The sequence below is a fragment of the Microcystis sp. BLCC-F210 genome, assembly GCF_042134685.1.
GTDB lineage: Bacteria > Cyanobacteriota > Cyanobacteriia > Cyanobacteriales > Microcystaceae > Microcystis > Microcystis aeruginosa_D.
In genome coordinates this window covers 2,688,275-2,712,224 of record NZ_CP169647.1, presented here as the reverse complement: position 1 = coordinate 2,712,224, position 23,950 = coordinate 2,688,275, and the positions used below count along the sequence as shown (strand labels likewise).

Below are 23,950 nucleotides of genomic sequence, written 5' to 3'. Positions count from 1 at the left end.
AAAATTGTCATAATGAAACAGACAACCGCTAATTATGATGAACCTTGGAAAGAAGCATTAACCGAGTATTTTGAAGCGTTTTTACATTTCTTCTTTCCTGAAGTTCACCAATTGATTGATTGGACACAAATTCCCGAATCCCTAGAAAAAGAACTCAACTGGATGTGGCAACCTTAGACGCTTTACGAGGAGAGAATGACCAGACAACAATTATAGTAAATGGGGAAAATATTCAAGTAGAACAGGCGGATTTTACGGGGACTAATGGTAATGATAATATTACAGGAACTTCTGGGGATGATAATATTTCTGGGTTAGATGGCAATGATACTTTAAGTGGTTTGGGGGGAAATGACAATATTTATGGAGGTAATGGGAATGATAGCGTCAATGGAGATGCTGGAGATGATGTTCTCTACAGCGATGCAGGAAACGATACATTAAATGGCGGTACAGGTTTTGACTACTATGTAGCAAATTATAGTGATCGCACCTCTGGCTTAACCATGACCTACGACAGTGCCACAGGCAACGGCACAATTGTAGTGGGAGCAGAAACCGATACCTTAATCTCGATTGAAAATTTTTATGACTTCAAAGGCACGAACTTTGACGACACCATTGTTGGGAGTGCAAGTGCGGATTATTATCTTTCAGGATTGGCAGGTAACGATCTAATTTCAGGCAATGCAGGCGGTGACTGGCTCTATGGTGGTGATGGCAACGATACCCTCAATGGCGGTGCTGATAACGATGATTTACGCGGTGAAACAGGAAATGATGTCCTCAATGGGGGAGATGGGAATGACGACCTTAGTGGCGGAGAGGGTAACGACATCCTCAATGGCGAGGCAGGCAACGACAATCTTAATGGGGGGACAGGAAGTAACACCATTAATGGCGGGGAGGGGACTGATACCTATAGTAATAACTACAGCGATCGCACCTCTGGCTTAACCATGACCTACGACAGTGCCACAGGTAACGGCACAATTGTAGTGGGAGCAGAAACCGATACCTTAATCTCGATTGAAACATTTTATGACTTCAAAGGCACGAACTTTGACGACACCATTGTTGGGAGTGCAAGTGCGGATTATTATCTTTCAGGATTGGCAGGTAACGATCTAATTTCAGGCAATGCAGGCGGTGACTGGCTCTATGGTGGTGATGGCAACGATACCCTCAATGGCGGTGCTGATAACGATGATTTACGCGGTGAAACAGGAAATGATGTCCTCAATGGGGGAGATGGGAATGACGACCTTAGTGGCGGAGAGGGTAACGACATCCTCAATGGCGAGGCAGGCAACGACAATCTTAATGGGGGGACAGGAAGTAACACCATTAATGGCGGGGAGGGGACTGATACCTATAGTAATAACTACAGCGATCGCACCTCTGGCTTAACCATGACCTACGACAGTGCCACAGGTAACGGCACAATTGTAGTGGGAGCAGAAACCGATACCTTAATCTCGATTGAAAATTTTTATGACTTCAAAGGCACGAACTTTGACGACACCATTGTTGGGAGTGCAAGTGCGGATTATTATCTTTCAGGATTGGCAGGTAACGATCTAATTTCAGGCAATGCAGGCGGTGACTGGCTCTATGGTGGTGATGGCAACGATACCCTCAATGGCGGTGCTGATAACGATGCCTTATATGGTGAAGCCGGAAATGATCTCCTTATCGGTGTAAATGAGAGCAACCTCAACCCCGGACAAAACGAAATTGACTACCTTTCAGGGGGAATGGGTAGCGATCGCTTTATCTTGGGGAATGCCATCAAAGCATACTATGACGATCAAAATATTTCTAGTGATGGGGGCTATGATTATGCTGTTATTACAGACTTTAATTCCCTCGAAGATTTCATTCAATTGCATGGTACAGTCAGTGATTATCGCATCATTCTGAATGCTCGCGGAGATGCCAGTAATCTTTATTTCGATAAACCCGGTAGTGAACCTGATGAATTGATCGCAATTTTGCAAAATGTCTCTGGTTTAAGCCCAGAAAACCCTAGTTTTGCTTATGTTAAATCCAACAGCCAACTACAATTTAGTGCCAGCAATTTTACCATCAATGAAAACGGGACAGTAGTAGCCCCCATCGTGATTACTCGTTCAGGTGGTAGCCAGGGAGAAGTCAGCGTTACCGTTATTCTTAGCAATGGTACAGCGACAAAACCTCAAGACTATAACGGATCAAATATAAGTGTTAATTTTGCCGATGGACAGATTAGCAAAGTTGTTAACATTCCCATCATTAATGACTCGGAATCAGAAACTAACGAAACCATTACTCTAGCACTGTCTAATCCGAATGGCATAGCATTAGGTTCACAAAGTACGGCGACTCTCACTATTATTGATGACGATGAATCTATTCCTGATTTTGCGGGTAATTCTTTGGGGGATGCTCGCAATCTAGGCATTCTTAATGGCTCTCAAACATTGAATGACTATGTAAACGCAATAGATAATAATGATTACTATCGCTTTGAATTGCTAAAAAAAAGCACGTTCAATTTGACCGTTGGTGCTTTAGATGCCGATGCAAATATTCAGCTACTTAATAGTTCTGGTTTAGTGGTAAACAGCGCAATCGCCAGCCTAAGCGAGATAGGAAAAATTAATACTACCTTAGAAGCAGGCAGCTATTATCTGCGTGTATATCATAAGAATGAAGCGACAAACTATACCTTAACCGCTCAAGGAACGCCACTCCAAGTCCCCTTACAAATCACCCATATTAGCCCTGATCGAGGCAGTAATTCAGGACAGATCACCATAACAATTGATGGAAATCAATTTACCAACAATGCGGCTGTAAGTTTAATAGCTCCCGACAATACGATTCGTAATGCCACTAATGTTCTATGGCTAGACGAAACCAAATTAGTTGCCAACTTCAACTTGGAAAGTCTAGAAGTAGGGGCTTATGATATTAAAGTCACAGATACGGCTGGAGATGTTCAACGTAATGATGTTTTTACCATTGAAGAACCCTTCAAAGAAAACCCCTTAGAAATTGATTTAGCGGTAACGCCACGATTGCGCCCCTGGAATATTGGAGAAGTTGTCGTAACCTATAAAAACGTAGGTAATACTGATATCCTGGCTCCTTTGTTTTCCCTAAACCTCTTATCCCCTAGTGGTTTAGCTGAGTTTATTGGTTCTAATTCCAAATACTTTACCTCGTCTATAGTTGGTGGAGTCAGTACGGGCCGACGTGGTAGTGGAGGCGGTGGTGGTACTAGCATCACTCTTCCCGAAGATATCAAGTTTAAAGTCGCTGAGACTGCGACCTTCTTGGGAACAGGCAATCAAGGAGATAGTAGTACTCTTTCTCCGGGAGAAACAGGAACTTTCAAAATCTATTTTTCTCCCTATCCTGCGGCTATGGTTGCTGCGGGTGGCGGTGGGGGTGGCGGCGGCGCTGGTGCTGGGGGTGATGCAGAAAGAGCCGTTGGTGCAATTAAATTTTCCTTAAACATCGTCGAGTCGGGCGGGGCAGGTAATCCAATTAATTGGGATGCCCAAAAGGATAAAGCACGCCCCATAACAATTCCGGTAGATGCTTGGAATGTGATTTACAAAAATTTCACTGATGCTCTAGGCAACACATCTGATAGTTTCCAAAAGGCTCTAAGCGAAAATGCTAGTCATTTAGGGCGTTTAGGAGAGGCTTCCGACGATACCTCAAAGTTACTTGCTTTTGAATTAAAACAGGCAAATAATTCCTTGGGAGCCGGTATTTTAGCCAGTAACGTGGATACCATCGCCCCGACCCCCGGATTATCCTTAGTTTTTGCGCGAACCTACCTACAGCAAATTTCTTCGCGCTTCACATTAGGGTCACTAGGTCGCGGTTGGACGCACAATTGGGAAAGTCAAGTTATCACCGAAGAAAACGGCAATGTCATCATTCAAACTGGAGAAATTATCCGCTTTTTTGAGAAACGTTCCGATGGTACTTATCGCCCCCAAGAAGGTGACTATGCCACGCTCAAGGCAGAATCGGGGGGATATCGTCTGACGGAATCCAATGGTTTAGTCCAAAGTTTTGGCAGTAATGGGCGTTTAAATGTTGTTGAAGATACCAACGGCGATCGCATCACCTTGGGCTATACCGACAATAGACTAACAACGCTCACCCATTCCAATGGCGACACTTTAACGCTGACTTACAATGCTCAGGGACGCATTAGCAAGCTAACTAATCCGGCGGGAGAAGTTACTACTTATAGCTATGATTCTTCGGGCGAAACCTTACTCAGTGTCGTTGCTCCAGAAGGAACGACTAACTACACTTATCAAAACAGTAGTGCTGGAGCTAAAGCCTATGCCCTCAGTCAAGTCACTTTCCCTGACAGTTCCCAAACCTTCTTTAATTACGACGATCAAGGACGATTAATTCAGCAAACTCAAAGTAGTAATGCTGAATCTGTTACCTATAGCTACGATGCTGCTGGAGGCATCACGGTTACAGATGCGTCGGGTGCGACGAGCAAACGCTGGCTCAATGGAAATGGGCAACTTGGACGTTTTCAAGATGCGTTAGGGCGTGTCACCCAATTCTTTTACGATGACGGTGGCAATTTAACCAGAGTCATCGCCCCAGAAAGTACCATTTCAACCTTCAATTATGATCGCCAAGGGAATCTGAGCAGTTCTGTCGATGCGTTAGGGCATCGGGTTGATTTCAGCTACGAATCTAAGTTCAATAACTTGTCTATTTTGCGGGATCAACGGGGAAATATCACCAGTTATTCCTATAGCAATCAAGGGAATTTATCAAGTATTGCCTACAGTGATGGTAGTTCAGAAACCTTTGCCTATGATGAGAAAGGCAATTTGACAGTTTCAGTCAATCGCCGAGGGCAGACGATTAATTATACCTATGACAATCGTGGTTTACTGCTCAGTAAAATTTATCCCGATGGCACGCAAGCAACCTTCACCTATGACAGTCGTGGCAATCTCCTAACCGCTATTGATTCCGATAGTAGTACCACGTTTACCTATGACAGCGCCAACCGCATCACAAAAGTCATTCAAAATGACGGTCGTTTTCTGGAATATTCATACGATACTGGAGGACGGCGGACCCGGATGGTTGACCACACAGGAGCAGTGGTTAACTACGGTTATGATACGGTGGGTCGTTTGTCTAAGTTGTCCGATGGCAATAGTCAAACTCTAGTTACCTATAGTTACGATGCAGTAGGACGTTTAAGTCGCGAAGATAATGGCAATGGCACTTACACCACTTATAGTTACGACGTAGCGGGACAACTGACCAGCATTGTCAACTATACCGCCAGCAATGTTGTTAATTCTCGTTATGACTATACCTACGACAATCTGGGTCGTCGCAGTAGTGTAACAACCTTAGAGGGTAAATCCACCTATGGGTACGACGCAACAGGACAGCTAACCTCCGTCACTTTACCAACAGGACGAACGATTAACTATCTCTATGATGCCTCTGGCAACCGCATTGCTGTTCAGGACAACGGGACTTCTACTAATTACAGCGCGAATAATCTTAATCAATATACCCAGGTTGGGGGAGATACCTATACCTATGATACAGACGGCAATACGATCGCCAAAACCCAAAACGGCCAAACCTCTACCTACTCCTACGATGCCGAAAATCGTTTAATCCAAGTTGTCACGCCCGATGGAACGTGGAGTTATGAATATGATGCCCTCGGCAATCGGATCGCCAGCATCAAAAATGGTCAGCGTACCGAATATTTACTCGATCCTACGGGTTTGGTGGATGTCGTGGGGGAATATAGCAATACGGGAAGTCCCATTGCCCGCTACATTCACGGTATTGGTTTAGTCGGTCAAGCCAACGGCGGAAGTTATAACTATTACGATACCGACGCGATCGGTTCGGTAGTGGGCTTGAGTGGGGCAACGGGTAGTTATCTCAATCGTTATAGTTACCTACCTTTTGGGGAAGATTTAACCAAAGTTGAAGCGATTGCTAATCCCTTTGAATATGTCGGTCAATGGGGAGTCATGAATGAAGGCAACGAACTCGATTTCATGCGAGCGAGATTTTATGACGATAAATTAGGGAGGTTTACTTCAGCTGATCCGATTGGATTGAATGGTGGAGATACGAACTTGTATCGATACACAGCAAACAATACTACTGGAATAATTGACCCTATTGGAACATTTTGGCTGATTCCTGCTTATCTAGCAGTGGGAGCTATCGGAGGAACTATTCTTGGTGGAATCATTGGAGCGGGAAAATACATAATAAATACACCATCTGGACAAAGGAACTTTGCTGATGGTTGGAAACAAGCCACTAAAGGAAGTGTGGATGGGTTTGGAAATGGCGCACTAATTGGACTGGGTGCTTACAGTATGCCATTGGGCGTTGGTATTGGCATTTTGACACAAGATAGTTTACTTGAGATGGCATTAAATCCAAAAACATTACCGGGTGCCTTAATGTTAGGTTTCGGAATGAATTTATTTGATGACATCATTGAAGATCAAAAAACTCAGGAGTTTCTGGATAAGCAGTTCGATCAGTTTATAGGCGGTTTATCCGGTCTAGGGCAAAAGTTATTAGATTTCGGCGAGTCTTTAGTCCTCCTTGCCTTCGACCCCAACGACATTCTCGGCCCCTCTGGATTTGGCGACCAAAACTATCTCATCCCCAACCACGATTTTCCCTATACCATTCGTTTCGAGAACCTAAAATCTGCCACTGCCCCCGCCGTCTTCGTTACCGTCACCCAGACCATCGACACAGACCTCAATCTAGACACCTTTCAACTCGGAGACTTCGGCTTTGGCAGTATTTACGTTGACGTACCAGATGGACTCAAAGCCTATAGCACCAGCGTAGATTTAACCAGCACCATCGGCTATTTCGTCGATTTTGAAGCCTCTCTCGATATCGCCACCCGTACCGTCACTTGGCGACTAACCACCATTGACCCCTTAACAGGAGGATTACCTTTAGATCCAGATGCAGGCTTCCTGCCTCCCAACAACGACACTCACGATGGAGAAGGCTTCATCAACTACACCATCTCACCCAACGCCAACCTCACATGGAGAAGGCTTCATCAACTACACCATCTCACCCAACGCCAACCTCACAACGAATACTACCATTGATGCAGAGGCTCGGATTGTCTTCGACTTCAACAGTCCTATTGATACTCCCAAATGGACAAATACGATTGATGTAGATAAGCCAACCAGTCAAGTCACTGCCTTACTGACGAATAGTAACACCACATTTAACGTCACATGGTCGGGTTCCGATGAGGGAAGTGGGATTGCTTCCTACGATATTTACGTCTCCACCGACAACGGAGCCTACACACTCTGGAAAGATAATATTACTGCCACTTCTGCTCCATTTGAGGGTCAACCAGGTAAAACTTACCGCTTCTATAGCGTTGCAACAGATAATTTGGGACTAATTGAAACCGCTCCAACCCAGCCCGATGCGACCACTACTGTCGGTACTGTTAACGTCGGCCCTACTGATTTAGTCTTAAGTGCGACCACAGTAAATGAAAATGTTCCTGTTAACACAGTGATAGGAACATTTTCTACCACAGACCCCGATACTGGTAATACCTTTACCTATAGTTTAGTTACAGGAACAGGAGATACAGATAACTCAGCATTCTCGGTTGTAGGGAATCAATTACAGATTAATAATTCCCCCGATTTTGGGCTCTTCGGGACTTGGTATGGTTCGATATGGGAGCATAAATCGACTAAATCCTTATCTGGCAAGAGACTTAATTGATTAGTTCGCTCTAGATCAAAAATAATTGACAAAAATCACTAAATGCCTTTCTATATAAGGGTTCCATCCCTTATAACCCCTGTCCATTGCATAACAGAAACCCAAGAACCCGATTTTGAAACCAAGAATAGTTACAGTATTCGAGTAAAAACCACAGACCAAGGGGGACTAAGTTTTGAGAAAACCTTGACAATTACTGTCAATGATGTTAATGAAAATCCTAGTAATCAAGCTCCCACAGATTTAGCATTAAGTGCGACCACAGTAGATGAAAATGTCCCTGTTAACACAGTAATTGGAACATTTTCCGGTACAGACCCCGATACTGGTAATAACTTTACCTATAGTTTGATAGCAGGAACAGGAGATACAGATAACTCAGCCTTCTCGATTGTAGGGAATCAATTACAGATTAATAATTCCCCAGATTTTGAAACCAAGAATAGTTACAGTATTCGAGTAAAAACCACAGACCAAGGGGGACTAAGTTTTGAGAAAACCTTGACAATTACTGTCAATGATGTTAATGAAAATCCTAGTAATCAAGCTCCCACAGATTTAGCATTAAGTGCCAGTACCGTAGATGAAAATGTCCCTGTTAACACAGTAATTGGAACATTTTCCGGTACAGACCCCGATACTGGTAATAACTTTACCTATAGTTTGATAGCAGGAACAGGAGATACAGATAACTCAGCCTTCTCGATTGTAGGGAATCAATTACAGATTAATAATTCCCCAGATTTTGAAACCAAGAATAGTTACAGTATTCGAGTAAAAACCACAGACCAAGGGGGACTAAGTTTTGAGAAAACCTTGACAATTACTGTCAATGATGTTAATGAAAATCCTAGTAATCAAGCTCCCACAGATTTAGCATTAAGTGCCAGTACCGTAGATGAAAATGTCCCTGTTAACACAGTAATTGGAACATTTTCCAGCACAGACCCCGATACTGGTAATACCTTTACCTATAGTTTAGTTACAGGAACAGGAGATACAGATAACTCAGCCTTCTCGATTGTAGGGAATCAATTACAGATTAATAATTCCCCAGATTTTGAAACCAAGAATAGTTACAGTATTCGAGTAAAAACCACAGACCAAGGGGGACTAAGTTTTGAGAAAACCTTGACAATTACTGTCAATGATGTTAATGAAACTCCCGGTAATCAAGCTCCCACAGCCCTAATTTTCCAAAATGCTGTCACCGAGTTAGCGGAAAATGTCGATGTCACACCAGAATTTAAAGTCGCCGACCTCCTGATTGAAGATGATGGTTTAGGAACCAATAATCTCTTCCTCACGGGACGGGATAGGGAGCGCTTCTTAATTCAGAATTCGGCTCTTTTCTATGTCGGTTTTACCCCTAATTTTGAAGCTCAAAACAGTTACGAAGTCACCGTCAATGTCGATGATACAACCGTTGGTGTCACCCCCGATCTCACCCAAACCTTCACTTTAAACATCACCGATGTCAACGAAGCTCCCACAGCCCTAATTCTTGCTAATAGTACCAATGCGATCGCTGAAAATACCGATACCAGTCAAGGTGTCAAAGTTGCCGATATTCAGATCAGCGATGATGCCTTGGGGACAAATAGCCTTTCTTTGTTGGGGAATGATCAGAGCAGTTTCCAGATTCGTGGCCGGGAATTATTCTTCATCGGTAAGGCTGATTTTGAAGCCCAATCCCTCTATAATCTGACGGTGGCGGTGACGGATACCACCCTCAAACCGGCTCCCAATGCCACACCAGACGCAACGGTTAATTTCACCCTAGAAATTACCAATCTACCCGACCAAGCCGTTAATCCCCAGGCCCTTGAATTTAAAAATACGGGCAATGGACAGGGTTCTCTGGTTTTCAACTTCAGTAACTTGCCCAGTAGCATACAGGTGACAGCCATTGAGGAGGGACTCCAACAGACGGGAGCTTTCTTCAATAACGTTGTCGGTCTCTATCCAGTGGCCGATGATAACGGAGCCGTTTTTGACAGCCTCGATTTAGATGGAGATGGCAACGCGACAGAGTTAATTCAACCCGGTCAAGCGGGTTATGCGCGTAGTGCCTTAAGTCAAGCAGTGAATAACTTCATTTTGCGGGCCAGTGGGGAAGGGGTAAACCAAAGCACCACCGCCGCTGAATTTGGGGATGTGTTGTTGCAAGGGGGGCGACGCTACGCACCCTTTGTGATTGCCAATGGCGGCAATCTGGGAGAAAGTCTGCAAGGGAGTATTCAGGCATTTTTAGCCAAGAATCCCGATAACGTGGCGGCTACCCTAGAAAACTATGGCATCCATGAGGTGGCCTATTTCTCCTTTGGCTCGGCAAATCCCGATGGGGCGGAACATTTACGGTCAAGGGGGAATAATATAGTTATTTCAAATAAGAACGAGACACTAGGCGACACAATAAGTACGAATAATTTCATCAAGGGTTGTCCCCACAGGAGCATACATTCTTGCCCTCTTTAATGCACTAAAATCATGTTCGATATCATTTAAATCAGGAGAGTATTTTGGCAAAAACACTACCTGATGACCTGCTTCTTCTACCAGTTGTTTAATGACTGTCTTCCGATGAATTGGTGCATTATCCATAATTAATACTGATGTTATGGTTAGAGAGGGCAATAAATATAAAGATAACCACCCTTCAAAACCTTCGGCATTCAGGCTTCTCGTAAATACCATCGGTGCAATAAAGTCTTTTTTTCCCTTTCTTCTCCCGGCGACAAGGTTTTCTCTTTTTCCTCGTTTTCCTTGTCTATCTCCCAATACTTTCTTACCTTTTTTTGACCAAGCATAAAGGCAGGCTTGAAATTCTTCAAACCCTGACTCATCAATAAATACAAGGCTTTCACTTCCATATTTTTTAATCAATTCTCTCAGCACTCTGTAGTATTTCATTCTTTCTTCTCGGTTTCTTTCTCTATAACGAAGTTCCTTCTTTTTTCTGGTAATTTTCATTTTTTTTAAGGCATAGCAAATGGCACTTGGTCTCACTCCAAACTTCTCGGCTCTGTCTCTTAATCTTGCCTCGGGATTTTCTTGGACATCTTTTGACAGTGCTTTCCAGTCCAGCTTTCTCTGACGGTGTTTTACCTTTGTTGCTTCCAGTTTTTCCCTACCTAGCCATCTATATATCGTCGCTCTTCCTATATTAAATAGAGCGGCGGCTTTGGTTATGCTTCCCCCATTCTCTACATAATCGATCACTTTTTTTCTCAAGTCTAGGCTATAAGACATTTTTCTGTATGGATTGCTCGTTTCTCTTCATTTTACCTTATTTTTCCCTCGTCTCACACTTATTTGAAATGACTATATCTTTGGCTTTGAGGATTTACCGGGTAACTTACCCAATATCAGTGATAACGACTTTAATGATGGGATTTTGGCGTTTAATTTTATTGCTTAATCGTCAGGCTCTGGTCTGATAAACTATTTCCTCTGGGAGTTGCCGGTGGTTGTCTTTTTCTGACTGCGAATCACCATCATTTGTCGCCCCACAGGACTCATTGCCGTTTTCGATTAATGGTAGCATGGCTGGCTTCCAATCCAGCCATGATTTATTAATAAATATCACCAGATTTACTGGTACTTTACCAGCTTTAGGGAGCATGATAGTGGGTTATTTCTTTGTTTAATTAAGTAGGTGTAGGGTGCGTTAGGCGACTATCAATTCCGTCAAAAAACCAGAATTAACAATCCGCCGTAACGCACCACCTCTATCATTAAATTGGTGCGTTACGCTATTACGATTCACCGCCTAGGAGTAAGCAGACAACTCAAATGAATCAAACAACCGCCAATTATGATGAACCTTGGAAACTGACAGGGGGACAAGCAAGCTGAAAAGCTTATGTAGCATCGAATACAGACACAGACTCCAAAAAAAGATAAGTCATATTTACTATACCTGGACTTCCCCCGTATAAACATACTAGCTATGGCTAAAAGTCTTACAGAGCCTGAGTTCAAGCAATACAATACTAATGAACTACTGGACACAAAATCCTGAAGTTCTTACGCAGATAGGGTTTGAGGCAAAAATTTTCAAATTTGACCTTTAGACCATTATAGCTTGTTTTGGGGCAGAAAACCAGCAAAAACATGGCTACAGAGCGCATCCCTTACTCTAGAGATTAATGACACTATCTGTTAAAATCAGGTTAGCGATCACTATACAGCCAACTCTACGGAATCGCTCTACTCCAGATACAGTCAACGGTACAGCGGCTCGACGGCTCGACTGAGCATCGCCGAACGTCTGAGCATCGCCGAACGTCCATTTTCAAGGGAAAAATGTACCCAGTAGCCTCTTTTCAATTTTTTCTTAGAAGCGACCTGCAGTAAGGGTTTTGTTAATTTTCTAGTATTTATGTATGGGAGAAGTCCCGCTATACAAGTGCCACACTACAAGGTAAAAAAATTAAGGATGTGGGAATCCAAAAATATGTCACAAGACCTGAAAAAAGATATAAAGGTCAACGCAGACACAGCAGTTTTTATGTGGGTCAACATCTCTATCATTGGCTCCAGCTACATCAAATGTTCCAAAAAAATATAGAAGAGCTAATGCAAATTAGCAGCTATCGGTTGAAGGATTACATCAAAGGACAAAGAGCGATATCGCTTGTCCTATCTACCTTCTAGCTCGCTTGTCCCCCTCTCAGCCGTCAGACTCGTTGGGATTCGTCTCAAAAAGCAGGTTTCTGTGAAGCAAGAATCTCCCATCACACAGCTTTGCATTGTGATGGCGAGAGTGTCACAATTGTGTTCAATTACTCGTCATCCCAGTCATGCCTTCCAGCGGTCAAGTGAAATCGATTTTTTTTCTGATCCTCTTTCTCCTCAGTATTCTAGGGGGTATTCTACTGGCTTCGCTACTTCAACAACCAGCGATCGCCCAATCTCCTGCCTCGGATACAGTGCTGAATCGTTATCAAATTGGACAGCAAACCTATCTAGAAAATTGTGCCAGCTGCCATATTGCCATTCCCCCCAGCATCCTACCGAGTCAAACTTGGAAAAAAATCCTAGAAAATCCTAATTCTCACTATGGCATCCGTTTAAAACCAATTGTTGGCATTACTCAGCGTCTTATCTGGGATTATCTCAGTTATTCTTCTCGTCCTCTTAGGGAGACTACTTTTGTTCCCCTCCTAATTGAACAGTCCAGCTATGTAAAGGTTTTGCACCCTAGGGTCAATTTACCCACTTCTCTCGGTCACACCACCTGTGTCACCTGTCATCCCAACGCTTCCCGCTACGATTATCAGACCCTTACCCCCATCTGGGATAATGCAACCTAATCAGGAGTCAGTCCCGATGCTAAAGTTGGCACTGCCAAGCATGAAAATATGATAGGCTCCAATTAAGGTTAAGACAAAAAAGTTGTTTTCTCAATAGAGATTTTTTCAAGTCAGGCTCTGAGTAACTGATGGCTGATGACTGATATGATTGGTGTGACTGTTTTCAGATAGGAACATGAATAGCCGATTGTCAGGAGATAACAGCCAATTAGATAGCCAACTGCATTCCCTTGTAACTACGGTGACAGCGATCGCTCAAGAACAGCAGGGAGATTGTAACGGTTTGTTAATGTTGCTGCGAACTTTAGAAAATTTACATCGGCAAATTCGCGAGCAGATGTTCGAGCCATCTTTACCCAATACCCGTAAGGACTTATATGGATTACTCCGGGATATCGAGGAAACCGGAGGATGGCCCTATATAGAAAGGATGAAGTTACAAGTGTTAATAGAAAAATTATTAGCCAGTGAAGTCGGCGCCCTCGATCTGGCAGCCAAAACCAATGATCGAGAAATCTGAAAAGGTTTTCGGGTTTTAGGGTGTTGGGGTTTTAGTTGAAATTCCCCATTTCCCCGTTGCCTATCGCCAACGGGTACGGAGCGGGTTAAAGTATTGGAAAAATGGATATTTAGGGGTAAATCATGACCACCGTGAACCCGATTAAATTTGGAACCGATGGCTGGCGCGGGATTATCGCCGCCGACTTTACTTTCGATCGAGTCGCTCGGCTCGCTCCCTTAGCAGCTCAGGTTTTAGCGGATAATTATGGTCAGATCACAGGCTCCCGGACGATAATCGTCGGCTATGATCGGCGGTTTATGGCGGAGGATTTTGCTCAAACTGCGGCGGAATCGCTGCAAAAAGCTGGTTTTGATGTGCTTCTCTCCCAATCCTACGCTCCCACTCCCGCTTTTAGTTGGGTAGCTCGCTCAGAAAATGCTCTCGGTGCGATCGTGTTAACCGCCAGTCATAACCCGGCTAAATATCTCGGTTTGAAGGTAAAAGGTTATTTTGGTGGTTCTGTCTCGCCGGAAATTACCCAACAAATTGAAGCTTTATTGTCTAATCCACCGCAATTTAACGCAAAAGTAGGAAAATTAAGCACTTTTGAGCCTTGGTCAAGTTATTGTCAGGGTTTACGCCAAAAAGTTAATATTGCCGCTATTGCCAACGCGATCGAATCGGGACAACTAAAAGTTTATTCCGATGTCATGCACGGTGCGGCGGCTACCGGTTTAGAGCGTCTTTTGGGGGTGGGGATCACGGAATTACGCGGCAATCGCGATCCTTTGTTCGGTGGCGGCTCTCCGGAACCTTTACCGAGAAATTTGACGGAAATCATCGATAAACTGGCTCACAGCGCAAATTTAGCCCCTTTGCGAGTAGGTTTAGTCTTCGATGGGGATAGCGATCGAGTGGCGGCGATCGATGGTGAGGGGAATTTTTTAAGCACCCAAAATCTCATCCCGATTTTAATCGAGCATTTAGCCGGCAAAAAGGGAATGACAGGGGAAATCGTTAAAACGGTGAGCGGTTCCGATTTAATCCCCAAATTAGCCAGTTTATACGGTTTATCTGTTTTTGAAACCCCGATCGGTTATAAGTATATCGCCGATCGAATGTTGACCACTCCTGTGTTGATTGGTGGGGAAGAATCCGGAGGTGTCGGTTATGGTACTCACATTCCCGAACGGGATGCTTTATTATCAGCTTTATACGTTTTGGAAGCGGTGGTAGAATCGGGCCAAGATTTAAGCAATCTTTACGCGCAATTACAGGATAAAACTGGTTTTTATTCTCAGTATGATCGTATTGATTTACCCCTAGCTAATATGGAAGCCCGCGATCAGTTAATTACTGCGTTGGAGAAGGAACCCTTAAGGGAAATTGCCGATAAACAAGTCACTGATTGTAATACTATGGACGGTTATAAATTCCGTTTAGAAGATGGCAGTTGGTTGTTAATTCGCTTTAGTGGCACAGAACCAGTTTTGCGTCTCTACTGTGAATCTTCAACCCTCGATCGAGTTCATGAAATTCTCACCTGGGCAAAATCTTGGGCTACCTAATAGAAAACGGGTTTCTTGAAGAAACCCGTTTTCTGGAAAAAGTTTTTGCAAAGCTTGCAAGAGATTCATCAAACTTACTCATTAAGCTCGACCCAGAAGTGGTATGACAGAATTAGTCTAAACTCCAGTTAAAAGAAGCTGACCAGCGCAGTAACAGCAACCCACAGCCAAGCTCTCATCCATGCCTCTTAGATTACCAGATTTCGTCCCCCCCTGAACGGTTACAAATAAAATCATCAAATTCTAACTGCGCCACCGTAAAATTTGTGCTTTAATGGGGTTGACAAAATCCCGCTTTTCTGCTTGAGATTTTTCGTATTCTTGCTTAAGGCGATAATACCATTTAGCCTGGGTATCGGCATCATCAATTAACATCAAAGCTGGATGATAACTAAGTCCTTCCTGTTGTTTAATCACCACATCGCGATCCTGTTTAAGAAATTGTAGGGTTAAATAACGCAAAAGAGGGGTTAAAAATGCCAACCAAGGAATCGTATAGTATAAACTTTGATGGACTTCGCAGTGATTTTCATCGATGGGAGTAATTGCCGTAAAAGCACAGGCCAAATAGCGATCGCCTCGTAGTATTTCTGTACGCACCGAGGGCAGTTCAAAAACGATTTCAATCGATACCTTATTACCCAAAATCTTATAGGGTTTCGCACTGACGGGCATATCATAGGGAGCAAGACGAAAACCGAGGGGAACAGGTTCGTATTGTTTTTCCTTGACCCGAAATTTGCGTGGACCGCTGCGCCACCACCAAGAAGTATGAACGTAGGGACCGTGGGCCGGATCCATCAATCCCACCACTGCATGGTCAATATTGCAGTCAAAAGTGATAGTTTCGGCTATTTTGGGGGTAAGTTTGCCAAAATCGGCAATAGTCGGCACAGGAGGCAGATTTTCTTGATTAATTTCTCTTTTTGAGTCTGCCGGAATAAACACCCAGATATGACCTTGTATTTCACGACAGGGATAACTGGTGACACAAATTCTGCTAATATCAAGGCGATCGTGTTCAGTTAATGAGGGGATCTCAGAACAAACGCCATCGCTAGTGTTAAATTTCCAGCCATGATAGCAACAGTAAACCCCATCTCCTTCAATCCAACCATGGTGCAGCGGAATGCCACGATGGGGGCAAATATCCCGCAATGCGAACACTTCTCCATCCTCCCTCCTACCGACAACAATCGGTTCACCTAGCATTTTTTTGGCCATTAGCTGACCGGGTTTAAGTTTATTTGCCGGTGTGGCCACATACCAAAAGTCGCGCAGTAAGCTAGTCATAGGGTTTCTCTGGAGAGCTTCGATCGTTCATCCTATCATTAGAAATGAAGATTATGCCTAGAACTAGGGTAGATAATTTATGGACGTAACTGGATTCGAACCAGTGACCCCATCGATGTCAACGATGTACTCTAACCAACTGAGCTATACGTCCGCACGGATCGCTATTATAACACGATTGCTCCTAATTAGGCAAGCCCCTAGGCAGTAAATTGATAGCCAATTAACTTATAAATTAACTTGGCAGTGGTAAATTCCGAGACCACCGAATCACTAATCGGGGCCAATTCCATCACATCACAGCCAATCACTTGATGAGTTTGGAAAAGACGACGGAGAAAGCCTAGGGTTTGATGCCAACTTAACCCCCCCGGTTCAGGTGTTCCCACCCCCGGAATTAAAGCGGGATCGATACCATCCACGTCTATGGTTAAAAATACCTTCTCGGTGGTAATTTTGGCGATCGCTTTTTCGATCCAATCGGGATCCCTGGCGATATCTCGATCCCAAATCACGGGAATCTGCTGTTTAGCGATTAATTCCGCTTCTTCTCGACAAATAGCCCGAATTCCCACGGGTAAGGTCGGTAAACCCATTTCTAACACCCGACGCATCACACAGGCGTGGTTATGGTGGGAGCCTTCGTACTCAAAACGCATATCGCCATGGGCATCAATTTGAACCACCGTAAAAGGTTCCGATAAAGCTTGTCGGTAAGCTTGTACTACTCCCGTGGTGATAGCGTGTTCACCCCCGATGGCGACGACAAATTTATCATCGGCAATCAAACGAGAAACTGTAGCTGTGGTGACGGCTAACATCTCCTCGGCGGACAATTGCGGTTGCTGACGGGTATCGGCGATCGCATCATGGGTATAGATGCCCACTTCTAAACAGGTTTCCCTCTTAAGTTCCTCGTCATAAGCTTCCAATTGTTGGGAAGCGGTAATCACCGCCGCCGGTCCAGTTTCACAACCCTTGCGATAGGTGGTGGTGGCCTCGTAGGGAATCGGCAGGATCACGGCCTTAGCTGTGGCGTAAGATGCGATCGCTTCACTCCCTAAAAACTGTTCGCTACCGGTGGCGCAAGACAATAACATGGGCAAATCACAGAAAATTTTAGTCCAATCTTCTATTATAAATATTTTGACTATTTTTGTCTATCTCAACTGACCCCAAACAGCAATTCTCATTTTGAAAAAAATCAGATAAAATTCTCTTATTTAAATAGAGAACTTGTGTAGAAGCATGATTTTTTGACAGATAATTATCATCCAAAGCTGGAGATAGACAGGTTTTAAGAACTTTGTCCACAAAAAATCGATTTCAACTCATAAATCTGGATGAAATTCTAACAAAATTTTTAGTTTTTTTTATGAACAACTTTCTTTTTTTTCTTCAAGAGTTCTGACATTTTTAACTAGAATTTACTTTTTTAAATGGGACATATTCGGTTAGAATAAATGAGAAAAATTCCGACCAATTCTTAAACCAAATAAATTTTAATAGGGTACGAATATCATTAAAGAAAGAAGTCCTAGTTACTAATAGCTCACGAATCTTTTGATAGGTGTAATTAACTAAATCCAACACGGTATGAAATAAAAAAGCTAGTAAATTCAAAGACAATAAGAACTCGCACAAATGATTCTGACCATGACCAAAGTTATGCTCTAAATTATAACCGTGATTTTTAAGAACGTTATTGCCTTCATTTTCAACTTTCCATCTGCTACGTCCAGCTTTGACAATTTCTTCGACATTATTTTCCGTGATTTTATGATTAGTTATCCAATTATTTTGGTAGATAGTTTTCTGGGTTTTTTCATTAATAACAGTCACTTCACACCAATTAACTTCGAGACTTGAGTCCCCCTCTCTTAAGGGAACTCTAGAAGCATAACGATAACGATAAATTAGATTTTTTCGTCCATCCCATTGTTTCTTTTCAACGGTCCTAACTTCGCCACTTTTTTCTAAAAATTCTAGCCATTCATATAAAGTTTTATGCGACGTTTCCAAACAAACAAAAATAAAATTATAACCTTGTTTTATCGCTAATTCACAAACAGGTTCGTGAGAATATAAGTCGTCTCCTAAAAGAGTTACAGGATAACCATACTTATTTTTATGATTCCTATTTAACCATCTTTTAACGGCCGCATTTTCACAGTCTTGTTTTTGATGTCCATCTTGTTTTTTAATGAATTCTGGCTCTAAATTAATTACTTGTTTTTGCTTAGGAGAAACTACTATCGGTGTGACACAGCCATGAAAATAAGTTGTAGTTCCATTTCGATGATTACGACAGTTACAATGAGGGCAATTAATTTTCTTTGATGAGAAATATTCTGTGCCATCTAACGCCACTAATATTTCTCCATCTAAGTAGAGAAACTTTTTCAAAACTCCCTTTTCTTTTAACCATTCATAGACTTTTTGAAAAGTCCTAGAGATATTAGATGCTGGCACTGGATCTAACAAATTTCTTATTTGATTATCCCCAGGAATTTTTTTAATTGAAAATAAACTTTCAGCATTATCTTTTCCCTTATTGCTTTTCATTAAACGTTGATGGTCTAAAAAAGACGGCGACTGAGTAAAAAAGACTGAAAATGCAGCCATCACGGCATCTTTTATCTCATATTTTCTATTATTTCCAGGTTTCCTCTCATCGGGTAAATCATCTAATTCTTGATGTAAAAATTGCATTAATTCCGAAATTTCTAGGGTTGCCGCTTTTTGAGCCATCTTGGAATAATTTGACGTGCTGGTGGATTTCTATCTCACCCATTTTACCTTAGCTGACAATAATTATAAATTTTTATTTCCCTTGAATTCTCTATTCTAAAAACAGAACTATCTTCCTGATTTAACCCTGTTCGTTCTCAGCCAACCTCTTTGATTGCTTGGGTATTTATACTTAATTTGTCTAGCCAATTGTTTTTTTTATTGTTCGCCTCTTCTAGAAAATAGTTGCTTCGTACTATATTTTCCTTGCCAAAATCGGGGTTAATGCTCTATTTATTTCAAAATGAGAATTGCTGGACCCCAAACATATCTACTGTAATAGCAAAAAACCCTGATCCATCAATGGATACATCCCTCGATTTCTCGCTCAAGATTGGTTTGCTGCGGGCGATAATCTGGAAATATAGCCATCAGTTAGGCTGCTTCATACTGCTGTAACAAAAAACAATTATCCCCCGATAGCGATCGCTAAAGGTCGAATAATTATCAATTTTTGTCAAGGGGTGCGGTCAGATATAGGAATCATCGCTAGAATGAGCCTAATTGTCAGGAATTTAGTTAAACAAGGTTTTTGGCAAGATGCTAATCTGGCTAACACGCTTTTGGGCGTGATATAGGGAAAAGTTCTGGTGATCGCGCCTAAATGGAGTGATATATGGATGAAAATGCTATTGAATCTCTGGTTTCAGAATTAGAGAGTGTAAGCTGGTGGAGCCGAGAAAATGCCCAAGCAAAACTTGGAAGATTAGGCTTATCGGCTATTGAACCAATAATGACGAAGTTGCAAGATGAAAATGAGGAAATTCGGAATAAATTTGCTGGTGCATTAAGCTACATAAGCGATTTAAAAGCTCTAGAAATATTAGTTGAGCTAACAACACATAATTTAGTTTCAGTGAGAATAGCTGCATCACAAGCACTAGCAAATATGGGAGATGAAAGAGCTATTACTCCTTTAATTGTCTTATTAGAAAGCAATGACTGGCAAATTAGAAACACTGCTCAGGAAAGCCTTGGGAAACTAGGTTTATCAGCTATTGTGTCATTAATGGAGAAGCTGAAAGACAAAAATGAAGAAACTCAAAATAATGCTGCATATACGTTGGCTTATGTCAACGATCTAAAAGCAGTAGAAGTCTTGATTGAATTGACAAAATATAATTTAGCATCAGTACGATCAGCTGCATCAAAAGCACTTGGAAATATAGGAGACAAAAGAGCTATTCAACCCTTGATTGCGCTATTAGCAGATGCTGATTGGCAGGTTTATGGGAATGCTCAGGAGAGCCTTGGTAAATTAGGTGAGCCAGCTATAGAACTACTTCTAGTAAAGCTTCAAGACAAAGATGAGAAAATTAGACAGCGTGCTGCTACTGCATTAGCAAATATAGGTGAAATAGCTGTTACTCCATTAAGTCAGCTATTGCAATCCTCTGATTGGCAAGTTCGTGAGTCAGTAGTTATAGCACTGGGAGGAATTAAACATGATTCAGCCGCTCAGATTTTATTAGGAGTGCTGAATGATACTAATTACAAAGTACGTCTAGCTGCTATTAAATCTTTAGGTAGGATTGGAAATGAAACTTCTGTTGAAGGTTTGTTAAATATTCTTACAAGAAGCTTAGAATCAACACGCAAGACCGCAGCAGATGAATTACTCAAACTCCACAGCGAACACGCTGTCAATGCAGTTATTAATGCCTTGAGACATAATAACCCACAAGTTCAGATTTTAATTATCAATGCCATTGAAAAGTACGCGAGAGAATTTAATATTGAACACGAGCCATTTCCAAGCTGGTTCCATATTTATAAGGATACATACAATATTAGGCTTTCAGAATCAGCTAGGACTGTGGTAGAGCTTATAATTGGTCTCTCAGAAGAGGCTAATCTAGCTGTTAGAGAAGTAGCTCTTTCCACTTTGAGCGTAGTGTATCAACTAATTAACAAGACACGTTTGAGTAAGAGAGATGATGATCGTGGCACTTGTTACTTTATGGCACCACCCAGCAATCTTCATTTTGAATTACCTGAAGAAAAAAAAGCTAGGTGGGCTTTGGAAGTTGCCCCCTCAATAACTTTAGAAAAAGCTTCAGAATCTAGATATGCCGATCTCACTTTTTACAACAATGTAAACGATTTTGAAACTAAAGTATCCGATGGTCATGTCTTAAGATGTGGGCAATGGTATCAATTGGAAGTAGCTGTTCGTGGCACACCAGTAGGTTTGCCAAGTCAAGAGACAGAACGTCGTCCTATTCGAGAGCCAAAGCAGCAAGAATCAGTGACTATCACAATCACTGCTGAAGGGGATGGTTTTGAAATTAAAGAACCTGTTCAAACGCTGCTACTGCCACCTATGGGAGATTCTACCGAAAATGCCTATTTTCAAGTTCGTCCGCTCCACCAATCAGCAAGTGATAAGGATTTAGCTTCAATTCGCATACGCGCTTACTATAAATTCAATCTTCTCGAAGTTTCCGTTATTCAAGCCGAAGTTGTAGGGAAATTCGACGACTCAAGCCAATCAAAACTGGGATTGGAGAAACCAATCTCATTTAGACAAGAAAGATTAGAGCGTGAGTATCTCGATTTTGATGAAGTTCAGCCTAAGGCAATGCATATAGATATTATTAAGGAGAATGAGCGTTTTCTATTCAACTTTGCTTTCTACAATAATTTGGCTCAAAAGGTTGAGTTTACTGCACCAATCTATCTGCCTACTCCAGATTTAGAAGATGCTCTGCTTACCATTCGTGAAACTTGGTATGACATTGCAATGAGCAAGACCTTCACTGAAAGAGTGGAAGGTGATGATGAGGAGTTTCTTGATAACATTCGCAAGCTTGCCCAAGCAGGACGAAATCTGTGGGTGAAATTATTTCAACTTGATAGTGATAGCTCAATGCATAAAGTTGGTAAATGGTTAGAAGACAATCCACTTCAAAAGGGAGCAATTATTCAAGTTTCTCTTGCTGATAACGCTACAGACTTTGTATTTCCGTGGGCTTTGATTTACGATCGTAAAGTGCCGAGAAAGCATTACGAGCTTCCAGATACTGAAGGCTTTTGGGGATTGCGGTACTGTATTGAGCAACAGTTTCCAAACCAAAATAAAGGTACGGATAAGCCCGTGCAAATTCAAGATAAACTGAGAGTTGCTTTTATGCTCTGGGCGCAATTTCGCAATGCTGACGAGCAGAAGGTATTGATGGAGAATTGGACGGGGTGCAATCCAGACAAACTTGAGATTACTATCCCCCCCATTACCGATGCTGATGACTGTTCTGCTCTTCTAGATGACTGCGATGCCCATATTCTCTATTTCTATACACACGGCTATACTCGTAATCGCCAAGCTGATATAGGAGTTGGAGAGAATCTACAATTATTTACTAACCGTTATGAGAAGTTGCAGGAAGACGATCCAAGACATGAACTCTGGAAATTTCTTTATGATAGTGTAAAGCAAGATAAGTTTGAGCCTAACCGTTCTTGGATTGAGCTTACCTACGGCAGATTGTATCTTGATCAGTTATACGACAATATAGAAAGCAAATTTAGCTTCAAGCCTCTAGTATTCTTGAATATGTGCGAGTCTGCCCAGATTACTCCATCATTGTCTGACAGCTTTATTGACTTTTTTGGCTCTTCGGGACTTGGTATGGTTCGATATGGGAGCATAAATCGACTAAATCCTTATCTGGCAAGAGACTTAATTGATTAGTTCGCTCTAGATCAAAAATAATTGACAAAAATCACTAAATGCCTTTCTATATAAGGGTTCCATCCCTTATAACCCCTGTCCATTGCATAACAGAAACCCAAGAACCACTTTTTTATAGATCGAGGAGCTAGGGGAGTTATCGGTACTGAATGTCCAATGACGGTTGAATTTGCACACCCATTCTCTGAGAAGTTTTTGGGAGATTTACTAGCAGGTGAAACAGTTGGGAATGCATTGCTGAATGCCCGATCTCATTTTATGAAATTAAAGAATCCTCTTGGACTGGCTTATACCCTATTTGGTTCAGCCACAACGTGTTTTCAACCAGCTATCCTTAAACCGTTAACAATGCCAGCCACTACTAACGTTTCAACAGAAAGCTCCTCAGACCCCTGAGAAGCGGTATACCCCAATAGGTAAAAACAATTCATTTAGGAGCAATTGCTATGTCAGATTTAGCCAACCAAGCAGAACCTATAGTTAAGAAACTATTAAAGGCTGAGGAAAGCCAACTTTACGAGCAACTCGGAATTCTTGACCAAGCTATTCAGGCAGAACCTGAGAAAGCTAGTTCTCTAGAACCGCAAGTGATCTATAGCCAAGCTCAAATGGGAGCTAAAGAGGAAGTTTTGGAGTTGGGCAAAAATATATTTGACCGTTGGGCTGTAGAAGCTTACAAGCTTGCTTGTGGTTCAGAAGATGAAGATTTGGAAGATCGCAAACAACTGATTACTGCCACGGGGGTCAGTGAAGTAGCGATCGCATCAGCAATTGCTGGATTGCTAATTTCACAACTCGCTGTTCCCGCTGCATTAGCACCTGTAATTGCGGCAATAGCAGTCAAACGTTTCTTTCGGCCAGCGTATGGTGAATTTTGTAAAATTTGGAAGAAGAATCTACCACAAGTCGAGTAGTGCGATCGCAATCTTGTAGGGTGCGTTCCCCAATGTAACTTCTACCGCTCCACCGATTG

Annotated in this window: 13 protein-coding genes, 1 tRNA gene and 2 pseudogenes; 11 read left to right on the top strand and 5 right to left on the bottom strand. The window is 42.3% G+C overall.

Annotation, left to right across the window (positions count from 1 at the left end):
- Positions 1–12: 12 nt before the first annotated feature.
- The 4 genes from ACE3JL_RS13085 to ACE3JL_RS13070 all read left to right on the top strand — a co-directional run bounded on the left by ACE3JL_RS13085 (position 13) and on the right by ACE3JL_RS13070 (position 10,293).
- Entirely contained in the window at positions 13–177 is a 165-nt protein-coding gene (locus ACE3JL_RS13085) for a hypothetical protein (RefSeq protein ID WP_375329656.1), read from the top strand.
- Positions 165–7,169: a Calx-beta domain-containing protein gene (locus tag ACE3JL_RS13080; RefSeq protein WP_375327647.1), complete on the top strand. Its 7,005-nt coding sequence runs from the start codon at positions 165–167 to the stop codon at positions 7,167–7,169. Before ACE3JL_RS13085 ends, ACE3JL_RS13080 begins: the two co-directional genes overlap by 13 nt.
- Complete coding sequence (locus ACE3JL_RS13075; RefSeq protein ID WP_375327646.1) at positions 7,054–7,815, top strand: cadherin repeat domain-containing protein; 762 nt, start codon at positions 7,054–7,056, stop codon at positions 7,813–7,815. Before ACE3JL_RS13080 ends, ACE3JL_RS13075 begins: the two co-directional genes overlap by 116 nt.
- Before the next feature lie 186 nt (positions 7,816–8,001).
- On the top strand, positions 8,002–10,293 hold the full coding sequence (locus tag ACE3JL_RS13070) for a cadherin domain-containing protein (RefSeq protein ID WP_375327645.1): 2,292 nt from the start codon (positions 8,002–8,004) through the stop codon (positions 10,291–10,293).
- Here ACE3JL_RS13070 and ACE3JL_RS13065 read toward each other — a convergent pair.
- The gene (locus tag ACE3JL_RS13065) at positions 10,219–11,067 is read right to left on the bottom strand and encodes an IS630 family transposase (protein ID WP_375327644.1); all 849 of its coding nucleotides are present in this window, start codon (positions 11,065–11,067) and stop codon (positions 10,219–10,221) included. The two genes, ACE3JL_RS13070 and ACE3JL_RS13065, sit on opposite strands and share 75 nt — an antisense overlap.
- 76 nt (positions 11,068–11,143) lie before the next feature.
- Here ACE3JL_RS13065 and ACE3JL_RS13060 point away from each other — a divergent pair, with 76 nt between their 5' ends.
- From ACE3JL_RS13060 to ACE3JL_RS13040, 5 genes and pseudogenes are all read left to right on the top strand, one after another.
- The gene (locus tag ACE3JL_RS13060; protein ID WP_287726565.1) at positions 11,144–11,236 is read left to right on the top strand and encodes a hypothetical protein; all 93 of its coding nucleotides are present in this window, start codon (positions 11,144–11,146) and stop codon (positions 11,234–11,236) included.
- A gap of 112 nt (positions 11,237–11,348) precedes the next feature.
- Positions 11,349–11,465, top strand: a pseudogene (locus tag ACE3JL_RS13055) (bluetail domain-containing putative surface protein); the annotation flags it as partial.
- A 1,155-nt stretch (positions 11,466–12,620) separates the two neighbouring features.
- Positions 12,621–13,133 (top strand): dihem cytochrome c family protein, encoded by a 513-nt coding sequence (locus tag ACE3JL_RS13050; protein WP_271992894.1) that lies wholly within the window; start codon positions 12,621–12,623, stop codon positions 13,131–13,133.
- 175 nt (positions 13,134–13,308) lie between these two features.
- Entirely contained in the window at positions 13,309–13,653 is a 345-nt protein-coding gene (locus tag ACE3JL_RS13045; RefSeq protein ID WP_271992895.1) for a hypothetical protein, read from the top strand.
- A 122-nt stretch (positions 13,654–13,775) separates the two neighbouring features.
- Positions 13,776–15,203 carry a phosphoglucomutase/phosphomannomutase family protein gene (locus ACE3JL_RS13040; protein ID WP_271992896.1) on the top strand — a complete coding sequence of 476 codons (1,428 nt, stop codon included), beginning with the start codon at positions 13,776–13,778 and terminating at the stop codon, positions 15,201–15,203.
- Between the two features lie 243 nt (positions 15,204–15,446).
- Here ACE3JL_RS13040 and ACE3JL_RS13035 read toward each other — a convergent pair whose 3' ends face one another.
- The 4 genes and pseudogenes from ACE3JL_RS13035 to ACE3JL_RS13020 form a co-directional block, all read right to left on the bottom strand.
- Positions 15,447–16,496 (bottom strand): aromatic ring-hydroxylating dioxygenase subunit alpha, encoded by a 1,050-nt coding sequence (locus ACE3JL_RS13035; RefSeq protein WP_002760575.1) that lies wholly within the window; start codon positions 16,494–16,496, stop codon positions 15,447–15,449.
- 80 nt (positions 16,497–16,576) lie between these two features.
- Positions 16,577–16,650, bottom strand: a tRNA-Val gene (locus tag ACE3JL_RS13030).
- Between the two features lie 46 nt (positions 16,651–16,696).
- Complete coding sequence (speB, locus tag ACE3JL_RS13025; protein ID WP_271992897.1) at positions 16,697–17,596, bottom strand: agmatinase; 900 nt, start codon at positions 17,594–17,596, stop codon at positions 16,697–16,699.
- 402 nt (positions 17,597–17,998) lie between these two features.
- A pseudogene (locus tag ACE3JL_RS13020) lies at positions 17,999–19,247 on the bottom strand (ISNCY family transposase).
- Between the two features lie 655 nt (positions 19,248–19,902).
- Here ACE3JL_RS13020 and ACE3JL_RS13015 point away from each other — a divergent pair.
- Positions 19,903–22,977 (top strand): HEAT repeat domain-containing protein, encoded by a 3,075-nt coding sequence (locus tag ACE3JL_RS13015; protein WP_375327643.1) that lies wholly within the window; start codon positions 19,903–19,905, stop codon positions 22,975–22,977.
- A 446-nt stretch (positions 22,978–23,423) separates the two neighbouring features.
- Entirely contained in the window at positions 23,424–23,891 is a 468-nt protein-coding gene (locus ACE3JL_RS13010) for a hypothetical protein (RefSeq protein ID WP_110579598.1), read from the top strand.
- Positions 23,892–23,950 lie beyond the last annotated feature (59 nt).